The 16,857-nt window shown below is 58.4% G+C and carries 14 protein-coding genes; 8 read left to right on the top strand and 6 right to left on the bottom strand.

The genetic code is table 11. The features are described 5' to 3' along the window. Window positions 1-75 precede the first annotated feature (75 nt). From cysN to IFT53_RS01580, 3 genes are read right to left on the bottom strand one after another with little or no spacing between them, the layout of a single operon-like run. A complete protein-coding gene (gene cysN, locus IFT53_RS01590) occupies window positions 76-1,551 on the bottom strand; it encodes a sulfate adenylyltransferase subunit CysN (protein WP_192063584.1) in 1,476 nt (491 codons plus the stop codon). Beyond that, window positions 1,551-2,504 carry a sulfate adenylyltransferase subunit CysD gene (gene cysD / locus IFT53_RS01585; protein WP_042618220.1) on the bottom strand — a complete coding sequence of 318 codons (954 nt, stop codon included), beginning with the start codon at window positions 2,502-2,504 and terminating at the stop codon, window positions 1,551-1,553. Before cysD ends, cysN begins: the two co-directional genes overlap by 1 nt. A gap of 33 nt (window positions 2,505-2,537) precedes the next feature. After that, complete coding sequence (locus IFT53_RS01580) at window positions 2,538-3,311, bottom strand: phosphoadenylyl-sulfate reductase (RefSeq protein WP_192063585.1); 774 nt, start codon at window positions 3,309-3,311, stop codon at window positions 2,538-2,540. Window positions 3,312-3,765: 454 nt separating this feature from the next. Between IFT53_RS01580 and IFT53_RS01575 the strand changes: the two genes are divergently transcribed. The 4 genes from IFT53_RS01575 to IFT53_RS01560 all read left to right on the top strand — a co-directional run bounded on the left by IFT53_RS01575 (window position 3,766) and on the right by IFT53_RS01560 (window position 7,693). Then, on the top strand, window positions 3,766-4,791 hold the full coding sequence (locus IFT53_RS01575; protein WP_243256495.1) for a sulfate ABC transporter substrate-binding protein: 1,026 nt from the start codon (window positions 3,766-3,768) through the stop codon (window positions 4,789-4,791). Window positions 4,792-4,921: 130 nt separating this feature from the next. Then, entirely contained in the window at window positions 4,922-5,779 is an 858-nt protein-coding gene (cysT, locus tag IFT53_RS01570; RefSeq protein WP_192063586.1) for a sulfate ABC transporter permease subunit CysT, read from the top strand. Continuing rightward, window positions 5,772-6,644, top strand: coding sequence for a sulfate ABC transporter permease subunit CysW (gene cysW, locus IFT53_RS01565; protein WP_192063587.1), 873 nt, complete (start codon window positions 5,772-5,774; stop codon window positions 6,642-6,644). Before cysT ends, cysW begins: the two co-directional genes overlap by 8 nt. Window positions 6,645-6,655: 11 nt before the next feature. After that, the gene (locus IFT53_RS01560) at window positions 6,656-7,693 is read left to right on the top strand and encodes a sulfate/molybdate ABC transporter ATP-binding protein (RefSeq protein ID WP_042618443.1); all 1,038 of its coding nucleotides are present in this window, start codon (window positions 6,656-6,658) and stop codon (window positions 7,691-7,693) included. A gap of 310 nt (window positions 7,694-8,003) precedes the next feature. Here IFT53_RS01560 and IFT53_RS01555 read toward each other — a convergent pair whose 3' ends face one another. The 3 genes from IFT53_RS01555 to IFT53_RS01545 form a co-directional block, all read right to left on the bottom strand. Then, the gene (locus tag IFT53_RS01555; RefSeq protein WP_192063588.1) at window positions 8,004-9,005 is read right to left on the bottom strand and encodes an NAD(P)H-quinone oxidoreductase; all 1,002 of its coding nucleotides are present in this window, start codon (window positions 9,003-9,005) and stop codon (window positions 8,004-8,006) included. A 97-nt stretch (window positions 9,006-9,102) separates the two neighbouring features. Then, window positions 9,103-10,902 (bottom strand): GGDEF domain-containing protein, encoded by a 1,800-nt coding sequence (locus IFT53_RS01550; protein ID WP_192063589.1) that lies wholly within the window; start codon window positions 10,900-10,902, stop codon window positions 9,103-9,105. Window positions 10,903-11,063: 161 nt separating this feature from the next. Then, on the bottom strand, window positions 11,064-11,291 hold the full coding sequence (locus IFT53_RS01545) for a ribbon-helix-helix domain-containing protein (protein WP_192063590.1): 228 nt from the start codon (window positions 11,289-11,291) through the stop codon (window positions 11,064-11,066). A gap of 276 nt (window positions 11,292-11,567) precedes the next feature. Here IFT53_RS01545 and betI point away from each other — a divergent pair, with 276 nt between their 5' ends. The 4 genes from betI (at window position 11,568) to IFT53_RS01525 (ending at window position 16,857) form a co-directional block, all read left to right on the top strand. After that, complete coding sequence (betI, locus tag IFT53_RS01540; RefSeq protein ID WP_192063591.1) at window positions 11,568-12,179, top strand: transcriptional regulator BetI; 612 nt, start codon at window positions 11,568-11,570, stop codon at window positions 12,177-12,179. A 16-nt stretch (window positions 12,180-12,195) separates the two neighbouring features. After that, window positions 12,196-13,659 (top strand): betaine-aldehyde dehydrogenase, encoded by a 1,464-nt coding sequence (gene betB / locus IFT53_RS01535; protein WP_192063862.1) that lies wholly within the window; start codon window positions 12,196-12,198, stop codon window positions 13,657-13,659. 63 nt (window positions 13,660-13,722) lie between these two features. Next, a complete protein-coding gene (gene betA, locus IFT53_RS01530) occupies window positions 13,723-15,375 on the top strand; it encodes a choline dehydrogenase (protein ID WP_192063592.1) in 1,653 nt (550 codons plus the stop codon). Between the two features lie 150 nt (window positions 15,376-15,525). Further along, a complete protein-coding gene (locus IFT53_RS01525) occupies window positions 15,526-16,857 on the top strand; it encodes a chloride channel protein (protein WP_192063593.1) in 1,332 nt (443 codons plus the stop codon).

Raw genomic sequence — 16,857 nt, 5'->3', positions numbered from 1 at the left:
GCCGCTTAGGCAGTCGAGATAGTCATTGATCTTAGGGAGGCGCCGGATAATCCGGCGCCTCCTTTTGTTTCTGGCTTAATCCAGCTGGTCCAGCAGCCTTGAGGCCGTTGCCGAACTTGTGCGGCGAAGCTCGATTTCGTCGCGGCGGCTGGAAAGCTGTTCGCTGGCCAGAAGCGCCTCGGCCAGATCGGCGGGGAGGGAAAGGATCACCCGTTCGCCCTGCGCAATCTTGCCCGTATCGGTGCGTCTGTTCAAAATCATGCCGCCAGCAACAGTGTTGTTGGTGTCGGCATCGATCAGAATGAACGAGCCAGTCGAGCGGTTTTGCTCATAGGGATCGAAGATCGCCGTCTCGTCGAAGGACAGGCGAACCTTGCCGATGGCGTTCATGGCAAGCGTGTCGGTGTGGGCAAGCCATTGACCGTTCTTCAGGTCCAGCTGCGTTATCGGCTGTACGGAAACCCGCTGGCGGCGGCTGCCGCTTTTCAGCCAGTAGCGCTTGCCGGGTTCGATGCCACCGGGCTGAAGCGCCACGATCTGCGCATCGAAGGCATGGCCTGTCTGCGGCTGCGCCTCGATCGAAACGATCATGTCACCGCGCGAAACATCCACCTGTCGATCAAGAACAAGCGTAATCGCATCGCCTGCAACGGCGGCATTGCGTACCAGGTCGAAGGTTACGATCTGCTTGACGTTGGCCACCATCCCGGATGGAAGGATAACGACGGAATCACCCGGCTTCACAGCGCCACCGGCAACCGTCCCCTGGTACCCGCGAAAGCTCTCGCCGGGGCGGGAAACGCGCTGGACGGGCAAGCGGAAGCCGCCGGTTTGGGTGGAGCGGGATGTTGCAAGCTCCAGCGTTTCAGCCAGTGTCTGGCCTTCATACCACGGCATGGCGGCCTTGCCGGAATGCACGACATTTTCGCCCTTCAGCGCCGACATGGGAATGGCGGTAATCTGCTTGATGCCCAGCGACAGCGCAAACTCGCGGAAGTCGTGGGCGATCAGCTCAAAGCCTGCCTTGTCGTAATCCGTCAGGTCGATCTTGTTGACGGCCAGAACGAATTGGCGAATGCCCATCAGGGCTGCAATAGTCGCATGGCGGCGGGTCTGTTCCAGAATGCCGGTGCGGGCATCGACCAGAAGAACAGCCAGATCCGCCGTCGATGCGCCCGTTGCCATGTTGCGGGTATATTGCTCATGGCCGGGCGTGTCGGCCACGATGAAGGCGCGCTTGTCGGTGGCGAAATAGCGATAGGCAACATCGATGGTGATGCCCTGTTCGCGTTCCGCCTGAAGACCGTCCAAAAGCAACGCGAAATCGGGAAGGCCGAGATCGTTCTGCTTACCGCTGTCGCGGTGCAATGTGGCGGCCTGATCTTCCTTCACCGCCTTGGTGTCCCAAAGCAGACGGCCGATCAGTGTGGATTTTCCGTCGTCCACGCTGCCGCAGGTGATGAGGCGCAGCGGACGCGTATCCTTGACAGACTTTACATGTTCCACAAAGGGCAGAATGGTTGCGGATTGCGCAGTGCTGGTCTGGCTCATCAGAAATATCCTTCGCGCTTTTTCTTTTCCATGGAACCGGACTGGTCACGGTCGATGGCGCGGCCCTGTCGCTCGGAAACGGTGGCGATCTCAAGCTCTGAAATCACCTCATCCAGCGTGGTTGCATGGGAGTTGATGGCACCCGTCAGCGGGAAGCAGCCCAATGTGCGGAAGCGGATCATGCCTTCCTGCACCACTTCGCCCGGCTGAAGTTCCAGACGCTCGTCTTCCGCCAGAATCATCATGCCATCGCGCTCCACGTAAGGGCGGTTCTTGGCATAATAGAGCGGCACAAGCGGAATGCTCTCCGCCTGGATGTAGCGCCAGATATCGACCTCGGTCCAGTTGGACAGCGGGAAGGCGCGAACGCTTTCGCCCTGACGAACCATGCCGTTATAGATGTTCCACAGTTCCGGGCGCTGGTTGCGCGGGTCCCATTTATGGTCGGGCGTGCGGAAGGAATAAATGCGCTCCTTGGCGCGGCTGGCTTCCTCATCGCGGCGCGCACCACCAAAGGCGGCATCGAACTTGCCCGCATCCAGCGCCTGACGCAGCGCTTCCGTCTTCATGATGTCGGTGTAAAGCGCCGAACCATGGCTGAACGGCGTCACGTTTTCGCTCGCGCCACGCGGGTTGGTATAGGAAATGAGGTCAAGATCGTATGTTTTGACGATCTCATCCCGAAACGTGATCATTTCCTTGAACTTCCAGCCGGTATTGACGTGCAGCAGCGGGAAGGGAATGCGGCCGGGGAAGAAAGCTTTGCGCGCAAGATGCAGCAGCACGGACGAATCCTTGCCGATGGAATAGAGCATGACCGGGCGGTCAAATTCTGCCGCGACCTCGCGGAAAATATGAATGGCTTCGTTTTCCAGCGCCTTCAGATGGGGGTCGAGCGGCTGCTTTGGTGTAGTGACATTGCTGCCTTCCGTTTCCGGAACTGCTTTGGTCATTGTAAACTCCGGCACTCTGATAAATCGAAATCTCTAGGATCGTTGTGAGGCGGTTGGGATGGTGGAGGCTTGGGAGGCCTCGGCCACATGCAGACCGCATTCGCGTTTTTCGTCATTCTCCCACCACCAGCGGCCAGCGCGTTCTGCTTCGCCGGGCTTGATGGCGCGGGTACAGGGCTCGCAGCCAATGGATGGGTAGCCGCGCGCGTGGAGAGGATTGACGGGAATATTTTCCGCCGCGACATGCGCGTTGATCCGGTCGATATCCCAGTCCGCAAGCGGATTGATCTTGATCAGATTGCGCTCGGCATCAAATTCCGCAAACGGCGTTGTTGCCCTGTTGCCGGATTGGCCGCGACGAAGGCCGGTTACCCAGAAGCTAGCGCCATCCAGCGCGTTGGCAAGCGGCACGAGCTTGCGCACATGACAGCAGGCATGGCGGGCTTCTACGCTGTCGTAAAAGCCGTTCAGGCCGAACTTCGCCGCATAGGCGTCAATATCATCCTGGGTGGGACAGAAGCGTTCAATCGTGATGCCGTAACGGTCTTCCGTCTCGCTGATCAGATTGAGCGTCTCGGCAAACAGACGCCCCGTCTCCAGCGTGGCGACATCAACTGGCAAACGGTGCGTGCCAATGGCGGCTGTTATCACCTGGTCTTCAATGCCAAGGCTGGTCGTGAAAACGGTTCGTCCACCCAGACCCGCCACAAATGCGAGCCGACCTTCAAGATCAAGGCTGGCGAGCTGTCCGTCGAGGGATGCGATATTATGGCTGGAAAATTCATGCGGCGAGGTGCTGATGGTCATTTCGCGGGTTCCATACACTGTTGAACAAAATATCCCTGAATTCGCCCCGCTTGGACAGGAATGGCTATTCTTGTGCGCATGGAGAGAGAGCAAATATCTCTCGTGTGCGGTCAATCTGCGCAAAAGACGCCCAACGGCGCATGGTCCCGCCGAGATCGCAAGACGATGTCACGTGGACATATCAAGAGCTGCTGGCGGACTGGCACAAGTCGGCAAAAAATTTCCATCGACCAAAAAATATCCGAATTCAGAGCGCGAAAATGGGTAAAATCCGAACTGGTTTTGCGCGTCGCATTTGTTTTCCACGCGCCCTGTTGCGTGGTTTGGCAGTGCGGCGGCGTGTTTGTTGCGGGTTAAGCAACTGCAATGGAAACACTTTTGCGATTGCGTCTGACCTGATTGACCGTCGGGGCTTTCCCGCTAGTGTTAGAAGCGCACCATAAGGAGGGTATCGATGTCCAAACTTCTTTCCAGCCTGAGCGCGATTGCGCTAAGCCTGTCTTTCACACTGGGAACAGTTGCAACGGCGTCAGCGGATACCAAGCTTTTGAACGTTTCCTATGATCCGACGCGCGAACTCTACAAGGACTTCAACGCAGCCTTTGCGAAGAAGTGGAAAGCCGATACCGGCGAGGATGTCAGGATCCAGCAGTCGCATGGCGGCTCTGGCAAGCAGGCTCGCTCGGTGATCGATGGTCTTGAGGCCGATGTCGTCACGCTGGCACTTCAGAGCGATATTGACGCCATCGTCAAGAACAGCGGCAAGATCAATGCCGATTGGCGCTCGCGCCTGCCGAACAATTCCGCGCCTTACACATCCACCATTGTGTTCCTCGTTCGCAAGGGCAACCCCAAGGGCATCCACAATTGGGGTGATCTGGTAAAGGGCGATATCCAGATCGTCACGCCAAACCCGAAGACATCGGGCGGCGCGCGCTGGAACTACCTCGCGGCCTGGGCCTGGGCAAACGAAGAGTTCAAGGGCGATCAGGACAAGATCAAGGCCTATGTCGGCGACCTCTATAAGCGCGCTCCGGTGCTGGATACGGGCGCACGCGGCTCCACCGTAACCTTTGCGCAGCGCCAAATCGGTGATGTGCTGCTGGCATGGGAAAACGAAGCCTATCTGGCTGGTGAGGAATTCGGCAAGGACGAGTTTGAAATCGTCGTTCCGCCCATCTCCATTCTCGCAGAGCCACCGGTGGCCGTGGTGGACAAGAATGTCGATGAAAAGGGCACCCGCAAGGCTGCCGAGGCTTATCTGCAATATCTCTATTCCGACGAGGGACAGAACATTGCGGCCAAGCACTTCTACCGTCCGTCCAATCCTTCCGTTGTCTCGAAGGATCTGCTGAAGCAACTGCCTGACATTAAGCTCGTCACCATTGATGACCCGCAGTTTGGCGGATGGGCGAAAGCGCAGCCGGAGCATTTCGGTGATGGCGGCATCTTCGACCAGATTTACAAGCCCGCCAACTAAGCGGATGATGGGCCACTCCGAACAGGGCAATTGCTCGTTTCGGACCGAAGACACGATCAACCGGCCTTGAGGCCGGTTGATGGCGCATAAGAGGGCGGCTGAGGATGGCCCCCATATACCCGGAGCCTTGATGAGCAATACGCAATCGCCCACAAAGTGGAAGTGGCGCCAATCCAGCGTCCTGCCGGGATTCGGCCTGACACTTGGTTACACCATCACCTATCTGTTTCTGATTATTCTGATACCGCTCGGCGGTCTGGTCTGGTCCACGGCACAGCTGGGGCTCGCAGAGTTCTTCGCCATCGCGACAGACAGCCGCACGCTGAATGCCCTGCGCATCAGCTTCACCACAGCGTTTCTAGCGGCCCTCGTCAATGCGGTCTTCGGCGTGCTCATCGCCTGGGTGCTGGTACGCTATCGCTTCCCCGGCCGCCGCTTCGTGGATGCTATCGTCGATCTGCCGTTCGCGCTGCCCACAGCCGTTGCCGGCATTGCGCTGACGGCGCTTTATTCCAACCGTGGCTGGGTGGGGCAGATGTTCGAGCCCTTCGGCATCAAGATCGCGTTCACCCCAACGGGCATCGTCATCGCGCTCATCTTCATCGGCCTGCCCTTCGTCGTGCGCACGGTGCAGCCGGTTATGGAAGAGATCGATCGGCAGGTGGAAGAGGTTGCCGCAACGCTTGGCGCAAACCGTTTCCAGACCATCACCCGCATTCTGCTGCCGGGCCTGACCCCCGCCATTCTCACCGGCTTTGCACTGGCCTTTGCACGTGGCGTAGGAGAATACGGCTCCGTCATCTTCATCGCCGGTAACATTCCCTATGTGTCGGAAATTGCACCGCTTCTAATTGTGATCCGGCTGGAAGAATTCAACTATCCCGCCGCCACCGGCATCGCCACCATCATGCTGATCATTTCCTTCTCCATGCTCTTCGTCATCAATCTCATTCAGGCCTGGAGCCGCAAGAGGTACGGTTATGCCTGATCAAGCCCGCACACTCTCGTCCAAACCCTTCCGCGATCCCGCAAGCGAAGGTTTTTCGGCAAAGCTCGTTCTGGTCGGCATAGCCTTCCTGTTTCTGGCGCTGTTTCTCGTCCTGCCGCTAGTCGCGGTCTTTGTGGAAGCGTTCCGCAAGGGTGGCGAATATTTCTGGGAATCGATCATCGAGCCGGACGCGCTCTCGGCCATTCGCCTCACGCTGCTTGTTGCGGCTATATCGGTGCCGCTCAACATCGTCTTCGGCGTGGCCGCCGCATGGGCCATCGCCAAGTTCGAATTCAAGGGCAAGGCGTTCCTCATCACGCTTATTGACCTGCCATTCTCCATCTCGCCAGTCATTTCGGGCCTGGTCTACGTCATCCTGTTTTCATCCCACAGTGTGCTCGGACCGTTTCTGAAAAGCTGTGGCATCGAAATCCTGTTTGCGGTGCCGGGCATCGTGCTCGCCACCATCTTCGTCACCTTTCCCTTCGTTGCGCGTGAGTTGATCCCGCTGATGCAGGATCAGGGAACGGGCGATGAAGAAGCAGCCATATCGCTCGGTGCATCCGGCTGGCAGACCTTCTGGTTCGTTACCCTGCCCAACATCAAATGGGGCCTGCTTTACGGCGTGCTGCTGTGCAACGCCCGCGCCATGGGCGAGTTCGGTGCCGTGTCTGTGGTCTCAGGCCATATCAGGGGCGAAACCAACACCATGCCACTGCATGTCGAAATCCTCTACAATGAGTACAATATCGGCGCAGCCTTTGCGGTGGCAACATTGCTGGCGGGCCTTGCGCTGGTCACGCTTGTTCTCAAAACCATTCTTGAAATACGCTTTGGCGCGGGCAACGCCGCCGGCAAGCATTGAAGGGCATGTCCATGGACGTCAAAGTTACCAACATCACAAAGCAGTTTGATCGCTTTCCCGCATTGGACAATGTCTCGCTGGATATTCGCTCCGGCGAGTTGATTGCGCTGCTCGGGCCATCCGGATCCGGCAAGACCACGCTTCTGCGCCTCATCGCCGGTCTGGAACAGCCCACCAGCGGGCAGGTATTTTTCGGCGATGAAGATGCCTCGCACCGCACGGTTCAGGAGCGCAATGTCGGCTTCGTGTTTCAGCACTATGCCCTGTTCCGCCACATGACCGTTGCCGATAATATCGCTTTCGGCCTCAAAGTCCGGCCATCCGCCACCCGCCCGGCGAAATCGGAGATCCGCAAGCGCGTGTCCGATCTGCTGGATATGGTGCATCTGTCAGGCCTTGAGAAACGCTATCCCACCCAGCTTTCCGGCGGGCAGCGCCAGCGCGTGGCGCTTGCTCGCGCCGTTGCCATCGAACCGAAAGTTCTGTTGCTGGATGAGCCATTCGGCGCGCTGGATGCCAAGGTGCGCAAGGAGCTTCGCCGCTGGCTGCGTGAATTTCACGATCGCACCGGCCACACCACGGTTTTCGTGACCCATGACCAGGAAGAGGCGCTGGAGCTGGCAGACCGCGTGGTCGTCATGAGCCAGGGCAAGATAGAGCAGGTCGGCACGGCCGATGATGTCTATGATACGCCCAACTCACCCTTCGTCTTCTCCTTCATCGGGGATTCCTCCAACCTGCCGGTCACGGTCCGCGATGGCCACATGCTGTTTCAGGGTGAAAATATCGGCCTGCGTGATGCCTGCGAAGGGGACGGAGAACTGTTCTTCCGCCCGGAAGATGTGGTTCTGACCGACGATGCCGATGCGCTCTACGGCAAGGTCACGATTTGTCGTCGGCTGGCCGGAACGCGTATCGCTGAAATCGATATCGCCAATAATGGCCACGAGCCCCATCATCTGGAAATCGAAGTGCCGCTCGATGCCACAGTGGCCGTCGGCAACCAAGTCCGCTTCCGCCCAACCCGCTGGAAAGTGTTCCGCAAGTAAGCCTTGCGCCTAAAGCCAGAAATAGGAAAAGGGCCGCTTGTGGCGGCCCTTCCATGAGTTTGGTCTTGTTTCAGACCTGGAAACGTTTAGCAACGTCCCGCTGGAAGGCGGATCAAGCCGAGGGCTGCCTCGTCAAAATCAAATCCTTTCCATTGCCTGCTACGAAGACCGAAATCTCATTAGACATTGGATCACCTTCCTTTCACTACGTTGAACATGAGTAGAAGGTAATACGATTCGGCGAGATTGCAAGGGCTCAACCATCAAAAGCTCAGGCGGAGAAACCGCCAGAGCTTTCCGCGCCGCTGGCTCACGAAACCCGCATCACGATCTTGCCGATGTGGTTGCTGGATTCCATCAGCCGGTGTCCCTCTGCCACGTGGTCGAAGTCGATGACATCGTGGATGACGGGGGCGATGGTGCCTGCTTCCAGCAGCGGCCAGACCTGCGATACCAGCTCGTCACGAATTGCGCGCTTTTCGTCTGCGGTGCGTGGGCGCATGGTGGATCCTGTTACGGTCAGGCGCTTCACCATGATGGGGCGCAGGTCCACCTTTTCGGTGATGTTGCCGCCGAGGAACGCGATGATCGACAGGCAGCCGTCCTTGGCAAGTGATGCCAGGTTCTTCTCAAAATAGGACGCGCCGATCATGTCCAGAATGACATCGACGCCCTTGCCGCCGGTCTCGGCCTTGATGACCTCAGCGAAATCTTCCTCGCGGTAGTTGATCGCACGCTTAGCGCCGATCTTTTCGCAGGCGTCGCATTTTTTCTTCGAGCCGGCTGTGGTGTAGACCTCGGCGCCAAATGCCTTGGCCAGCTGAATGGCCGTCGTGCCGATGCCGCTGCTGCCGCCGTGGATCAATACGCTCTCGCCTTCGGTCAGCCCCGCCATCTGGAAGAGGTTGGCCCAGACGGTAAAGAATGTTTCGGGCAGGGCTGCGGCTTTCACCGCGTCATACCCTTTGGGAAAGGGCAGTGCCTGACCCACCGGTATCACGCAATATTGCGCATATCCGCCGCCATTGGCGAGGCCGCAAACATGGTCTCCAATGCTGAATTCGGTAACGCCATCGCCAAGCGCGACGATCTCGCCGGAAATTTCCAGACCCAGAACCGGGCTTGCATCCTTCGGTGGCGGGTAGGCTCCCTGGCGTTGCGCCACATCCGGCCGGTTGATGCCTGCCGCCTGCACCTTCACCAGAATTTCACCCGGCTTTGGCGTGGGAAGAGGGCCGGTTGCAAAGGTCATCACCTCAGGCGCGCCGAAGCTTGGCAGGTCTACAAATCGCATCGTCTCGGGCAAAGTCATGACGGGCCTCCTTTTGTTTCAGTGGCGGAAACCTATTCGAGACGCCGCTAATATGGAAGGAGGCGTTTTGCCGCGAAGGCAATTCTCTTGGCGTACCCTATGCGCCGTAAGTGCGGATCACCAGCCCGGACTCGCTTTCCTTTGCGGCCTTCTTGATGGCGGCAATCTCGCTGCTGATCCGTTCAGGGTTGCCGATAATGAGCCCCTTTGGCAGTTGCAGAACGCCGATGGAGCAGCGCAGCAAGGCAAATTCCCGTTCATTGCCGAACCGGTCGTGACCCAGGATCAGCCCGGCCGCGCGGTCTTCTTCGGAATAGAGATCAACCACATCGTCATGGAAGTCACCGAGCAGACGCTCGAGAATTTCGGTGACTTCATCCATCGTCCAGTCCCGCACGCCGATGAAAAAGTCATCCCCGCCAATGTGGCCGAGGAAACAATCACCGGAGAAGAAATAGCGTTTCATCAGCGCCGAAAACAGGCTGATCGAGTGGTCGCCGACATGGAAGCCGTATTTGTCGTTGAAGGGTTTGAAATTGTCGAAGTCGCAATAGCAGAAGAACCTGTCCTCATCGCTGTCGCTGCAACTGTCTTCAATGAAGTTGCTGATGGCGCGGTTGCCGGGCAGGGCGGTCAGCGGGTTCTGCTCCTGCGCCAGCTTCAACTGCTTCTCATTGATGACCTTGATGAGAGATGCCGCAGAAACCACACCGATATAGCGCATGTTTTCCGTCAGGATAACGCAGGCGCTGCCGCCGGTATTGGCAAACACATTCATCAACTGGTCGGCGTCGGCATCCAGCCCCACAATCGGTGCACCATCGACGAAGTGCGAAATGGTCCGCTCATAGACCTTGTTCTTCAGCAGATCGCGTCCAAACGGCTGGTAGATATATTCCTTGAGATGGTGTTCGTTGATGACGCCGCGCGGCTCGCCATTGGCGTTGAGAACCGGAAAGAAAGCCTGCGCCGGATTGCGGCGAAACAACTCGAACACACTGTCGATCGTGTCATTTTCATAGACCGTCGGCAACCGCTCGATCTGGCGACGAATGAGGATCTCGTCCAGCGTCTGGCTGCTGCGGCGTGTCTCGCCCAAATGTTGAAGATGCGGGAAGGCGCTCTGCAGTTCGCTGACGAAGGTCGTGGGGCGAGAGATGAACCAGCCCTGAACGAGGTCCACGCCGTGTTCACGACAGGCCAGAAACTCGGCCTCGGTCTCAATGCCTTCCGCGATGACCCGCACACCCAGAACATGCGCGATGTTGACGATGTTCTTGACCAGATGCCGCTTGCGCGGATTACGGTCCACGCCTTCGATGAAATAGCGGTCGATCTTGAGATAATCGACCGGATATTCGCACAGCAGCTTCATTTCGCCATGGCCGACGCCGAAGTCGTCAATGGCCAGCTTGAAACCTTCCTTGCGCATCCGGGCAATCAGCGCCGCAAATTCTGGCACGCTGGTATTGTCGAAACGTTCTGACAGTTCAAAGCAGATGGATGATGGCGGGATGGATGCCTTGGCGAGGTGTTCCAGAAGCTTGTCGAGAATGCGGTCGCCATGGGGGATGAGCCGCACATCAAGGTTGAGAAAGAGTGTCGCGGTTTGAAAATCAGTGAGTGTTGAAAACTTTGCCAGCGCACGTCCGGCCAGCATCTGCTCGACTGTGACAAGCTGGCCGTCGGCCTCGATCTGGTCCAAAAGCTCCAGCGGATTGGAAAATCCGATTCGGTCGAACCCCCGCATCAGCGACTCGTAGCCGAAAACAGAGCCGGTTGTGACTTCTACGATGGGCTGAAACGCAGTTTCCAGAACCAGTTTGGCCATGGACGCGATCTGCCCGCTTGCGAACCGCCTGATCACATCAGGGTCGATTGCCGTCGACATGCTCATTCTCTCCACTGCGCCCTGTTTTATAATTTTGCGGGCACTTTTAGGCGTGGAGAATGGCGAAGACTCCTCAACAAAAACTTTCGCGTTGATGAAGCTTTGTTGAAATATTTATGACAGCTCGGCGACGCGCTAAAACAGCAATTGCGAACGCGCGCAGATGGTTAGCCGTGTTTTTTAAGAGCGTGAGCGGCGTAGAGATCGGCAACATTCATATGTTCGCCCGTCTCTGATGGTGCGCGCCTTGCACGTCTTGTTGCACTGTTTGTGTCGAACCACAGCCGCAAAGCTGCGCGCACAACTTCGCTTCCTGAGGCGTATTCCCCGCAATCAACGGCCTCGCGCATCTTTGCAGCCTGCTCCGGGGAAATGGATACTGTTACCATCGGCATCGTGTTTCTCCCTGTTTTAGGGACGCTCTCGATCATCTCAAGCATGTCCCTCAACGACCTTTTTATACATCCGCGGGTGGTCAATCCTCTGCGAATTTGAATATCGAAATATTAGCACATGCGTGCGTCCACGAGAAGAAACAACCGCGTGTGCTTTTCGTTCCCAAGGGAAATATTCTTTTTGCTGGACGCGACGGGGAAGGCCGGAGGCGTCGCGAAATTTATTATTGATTGATCAGTCAATCAATAATAAATTGTCGTTTTAGGAGATCAATGATGCCGAAGCTTGGAATGGAACCGCTGCGCAAAAAGGCGCTTATGGATGCCACATTGCGTGCCATCGGCCAGAATGGTTCGCTGAACGTGACCATGTCCGATATTGCCCGCGAGGCAGGGGTCTCGGCGGCGCTTGCGCATCATTATTTCGGCAGCAAGCAACAGCTTCTTCTGGAAACCATTCGCAGCTTGTTGCGCACCCTGGGGCAGGATGCGGTCGCGGCCTTGAGCCGGGCGGCCGGGCCGCGTGAACGGCTGAGCGCCATCGTTCGCGTGTCGTTTCAGAGCGAACAATTCTCCGATGACACGGTTGCCGCCTGGCTTGCCTTTTACATGGAGGCACAGCGTTCCGAAGAGATGCGCCGCCTGCTGGTTATTTACACACGGCGTCTGCGCTCCAACATCATGGATAGTCTCAACCGCCTTTGCCCGCCAGATGATGCGGCGCGGATTGCCGAAGGCGCGGCTGCCCTGATCGACGGTCTTTATATCCGCCACAGCCTGCACACCGCGCCGCTCGGTCATTCATCCGCGCCTGCTCTGGTGGAGAATTATTTCGACACCCAGCTCAAACCCTTTTCCGACGCCAAGCCGTCCATTCGTATTCTTTGAGGACCTTTAGATGACACTGAAAGCCCAGCCGAAAGCATCGCATTTCATCGATGGAGATTACGTCGAAGATAGTGCAGGCACTGTGTTTGAAAGCATTTACCCCGCGACCGGCGAAGTCGTTGCACGGCTGCATGCCGCCACGCCCGCCATTGTGGAGCGCGCCATTGCCAGCGCCAAGGCGGCGCAAAAGGAATGGGCGACGATGAGCCCAACCGCACGCGGTCGCATCCTGCGCCGTGCGGCAGATATCATCCGCGCCCGCAACCGCGAACTCTCCGAGCTGGAAACGCTTGATACCGGAAAGCCTATTCAGGAAACCATTGTTGCGGATGCGACGTCAGGCGCAGATTGCTTCGAGTTCTTCGGCGGCATCGCGCCCTCGGCTCTCAACGGCGATTACATTCCGCTAGGCGGCGATTTCGCCTACACCAAGCGGGTGCCACTCGGCGTCTGTGTGGGCATTGGCGCGTGGAACTACCCGCAGCAGATCGCTTGCTGGAAGGCGGCTCCTGCGCTGGTCGCTGGCAATGCCATGGTTTTCAAGCCATCGGAAAACACACCGCTCGGCGCGTTGAAGATTGCCGAAATTCTGGTCGCGGCGGGTCTCCCCAAGGGCCTGTTCAACGTCATTCAGGGAGACCGGGAGACAGGCCCGCTGCTCGTCAACCACCCTGATGTGGCCAAGGTTTCGCTGACCGGCTCGGTGCCGACAGGCCGCAAGGTCGCGGCTGCCGCCGCCGGTCACCTCAAGCATGTCACCATGGAACTGGGCGGCAAGTCGCCGCTCATCGTGTTTGATGATGCCGATATTGAAAGCGCCGTCGGCGGCGCGATGCTGGGCAATTTCTACTCGTCCGGACAGGTCTGCTCGAATGGCACCCGCGTTTTCGTGCAGCGCGGCGCAAAGCAGCGTTTCCTCGAAAACCTGAAAAGCCGCACCGACGCCATGGTGATTGGCGACCCGATGGATGAGGCAACGCAGATCGGCCCACTGGTATCGAAAGCGCAGCAGGAAAAGGTGCTTGCCTATATCGAAAAGGGCAAGGCCGAGGGCGCGACGCTCATCACTGGTGGTGGCATTCCCAACCACGTTGCGGGTGAGGGTGCCTATGTGCAGCCAACCGTGTTTGCCGATGTGACCGACGGCATGACCATTGCGCGTGAGGAGATCTTCGGACCCGTCATGTGCGTTCTGGATTTCGATGATGAAGAGGAAGTCATCGCCCGGGCCAACGCCACCGAATTCGGCCTCGCAGGCGGCGTCTTCACAGCCGACATGTCCCGCGCCCACCGCGTGGTCGATCAGCTGGAGGCAGGCACGCTCTGGATCAACACCTACAATCTTTGCCCGGTCGAAATGCCCTTCGGCGGCTCCAAACAATCCGGCTTCGGCCGTGAAAATTCGGCAGCAGCGCTCAGTCATTATAGCGAGTTGAAGACCGTGTATGTGGCAACAGGCAAGGTCGAAGCGCCTTATTGATGGGGTTCGGGGCGGGCCGCTTGAGGCGGTGCCGCCCTTCAGGGACTGTGGGGAACACGTGAAATGCAGCAGGCAGATTTCGTCATCGTCGGTTCGGGCTCGGCAGGCTCTGCCATGGCCTATCGCTTGTCAGAGGACGGCAAATATTCGGTTGTTGTCATTGAGGCGGGCGGCTCGGATATCGGGCCATTCATCCAGATGCCAGCGGCCCTTGCCTGGCCCATGAGCATGAAGCGGTACAATTGGGGCTACCATTCCGAGCCTGAGCCGAACCTCAACAATCGCCGCATCACCGCGCCACGCGGAAAGGTCATTGGCGGTTCGTCCTCCATCAACGGCCTGGTTTATGTTCGCGGCCATGCGGAAGATTTCAACCGTTGGGAAGAGCTTGGCGCGCGCGGCTGGTCCTATGCGGATGTGCTGCCTTACTTCAAGCGCATGGAAACGAGCCATGGCGGCGAGGAGGGCTGGCGCGGAACGGATGGGCCGCTGCATGTCAAACGCGGTCCCGTCACCAACCCGCTGTTCCACGCATTCGTGCAGGCGGGCGCGCAGGCCGGGTTCGAGCTGACGGACGATTATAACGGCTCCAAGCAGGAAGGCTTCGGCCTGATGGAGCAAACCATCCACAATGGCCGCCGCTGGTCTGCCGCCAACGCCTATCTGCGCCCCGCGCTGAAACGCGGCAATGTGACACTGGTGCGTGGCTTTGCCCGCAAGATCGTCATAGAAAATGGCCGTGCCACGGGTGTCGAGATCGAGCGCCGTGGCGTGGTGGAAACCATCGTCGCCAACCGCGAGGTCATCGTCTCTGCCTCATCCTTCAATTCGCCCAAGCTGTTGATGCTGTCGGGCATTGGCCCGGCCAAGCACTTGCAGGATATGGGTATCGAGGTGAAGGCCGATCGCCCCGGCGTGGGTGCAAATCTTCAGGACCATATGGAGTTTTATTTCCAGCAGGTTTCCACCAAGCCGGTTTCGCTCTATTCATGGCTGCCGTGGTTCTGGCAGGGTGTGGCGGGTGCGCAATGGCTGGTGACGAAGGGTGGGCTTGGCGCTTCCAACCAGTTCGAGGCCTGCGCCTTCCTGCGCTCCGAGCCGGGTCTGAAGCAGCCGGATATCCAGTTCCACTTTCTGCCCGTCGCCATTTCCTATGATGGTAAGGCGGCGGCAAAGAGCCATGGTTTTCAGGTGCATGTCGGCTTCAACCTGTCGAAGTCTCGGGGCAATGTCACGCTACGCTCAAGCGATCCGAACGACGATCCGGTGATCCGCTTCAACTATATGAGCCATGCGGAAGACTGGGAAAAATTCCGCCATTGCGTTCGCCTGACGCGGGAAATCTTCAGCCAGAAGGCCTTTGACGACTATCGCGGCCCGGAAATCCAGCCGGGCGAGGGCGTCCAGTCCGATGCGGATATTGATGCCTTCTTGCGCGAGCATCTGGAAAGCGCCTACCACCCTTGCGGCACCTGCAAGATGGGTGATCGGGATGATCCGATGGCCGTTGTCGATCCCGAATGCCGGGTCATTGGCGTTGAGGGCTTGCGGGTAGCCGATAGCTCAATCTTCCCGCATGTCACCTATGGCAACCTCAATGGTCCATCGATCATGACGGGTGAGAAAGCCGCCGATCATATTCTGAACAGGCAGCCTCTGCCCCGTTCCAATCAGGAGCCGTGGGTCAATCCGCGTGCAGCGATCAGCGACCGCTGAGACGCTGCTGCATCTGAGTATCGGGGAAAAACAGAACGGGCGGGCGTCATGCGTCTCGCCCGTTTTTCGTGCCGATTGGTGTCTATGAGGTTGCAATCATATGTCCGCAGGCCGATAAACCATCTCTATTTTAGATGATTGAAAAGTGCCATGCCTGCCAAATACCGCAAAATCAAAATGTTCCGCCGTTCCCGCGTTGTCTGGGGAAGCTGGCGCATGTGGAAGCCGCGTGCGGTCTTCTGGGCCGGTGCTGTGGCCGTTGGCGTCATCAGCGTCGGCTTTGCCAAGGCGGCGGATTGGGCGCAGCATCTGTTTTTCGCAACGACATCATCAGGTCCATGGGCGTTTCTCTTGCCGCTCATCATCACGCCCGTCGGTTTCGTGCTCTGCGCATGGCTGGCCATGGTGGTGTTTCCCAATTCCGGCGGCAGCGGCATTCCGCAGGCCATCGCCGCCCGGCATTTTCATGATGATGAGGACCGCTCGCGCCTTCTGTCGTTGAAGCTGGCCTTCGGCAAGATCGTGCTGACCATTGCCGGTCTTTTATCCGGCGCATCGATTGGCCGTGAAGGCCCAACGGTTCAGGTCGGCGCGTCCATCATGTTGCAGGCGGCGCGGTTTGGCGGGATGGCGCAGGCCAGAGGCCTCATTCTGGCGGGTTCCGCAGCAGGCATTGCCGCAGCGTTCAACACGCCGCTGGCGGGTATCGTCTTTGCCATTGAGGAAATGAGCCGCACCTATGAAGCCCGGTCCAATGGTCTGGTTCTCACCGCCGTGATTGTCTCGGGCCTTGCCTCGCTGGGTCTCATCGGCAGCTATACCTATTTTGGCACCAGCACCGTGCTGGCGCAGACGGCAGGTGATTGGGGGCTGGTGGTGCTGTGCGGCATTGGCGGCGGGGTGTTCGGTGCGCTTTTCAGCGCCGCCGCCCTGCAGGTTTCCCAACGTATCCGGCGCTGGGCGCACACCGTGCCGTTGAAACGCATGCTGATGGTTGCAGGCATTTGCGGCTTAGCCTCTGCCATACTAGGCGTTGCCACAGGCGGCGCAACCTTTGGAACCGGCTATGAGCAGGCGCGTGCCGCCATCGAAGGCCATGCTGCGCCATCGTTCTTCTTTATCGAAAAACTGGCGAGCACGTTTCTCGCCATGGTGTCAGGCATCCCCGGCGGCATTTTTGCGCCATCGCTGTCCGTTGGGGCCGGTTTTGGCAGCACGGTCGCATCCGTGCTGGGTGCCAGTGTTGGGCTGGGTGCCATTGTCGGCATGGCCGGTTATTTCGCCGGTGTCGTTCAGGCACCGATGACAGCCTTCGTCATCATTCTGGAAATGACCGGCAACCATGAAGCGGTGATCCCCATCATGGCGGCGTCCATGCTGGGATATGTCACCTCGCGTTTGATTTCGGCAGAGCCGCTTTATCACGGCCTCTCGCGGGTGTTCATCGCGCAGGTCATCCGCGCAAGGCGGGCGACCCGCTGA

Origin of the sequence: Rhizobium sp. CFBP 13644 (assembly GCF_014842165.1) — a bacterium.
Taxonomy (GTDB): Bacteria; Pseudomonadota; Alphaproteobacteria; order Rhizobiales; family Rhizobiaceae; genus Agrobacterium; species Agrobacterium tumefaciens_C.
Note: the sequence above shows the minus strand (reverse complement) of the source record. Positions and strands in the feature narration are given on the sequence as shown.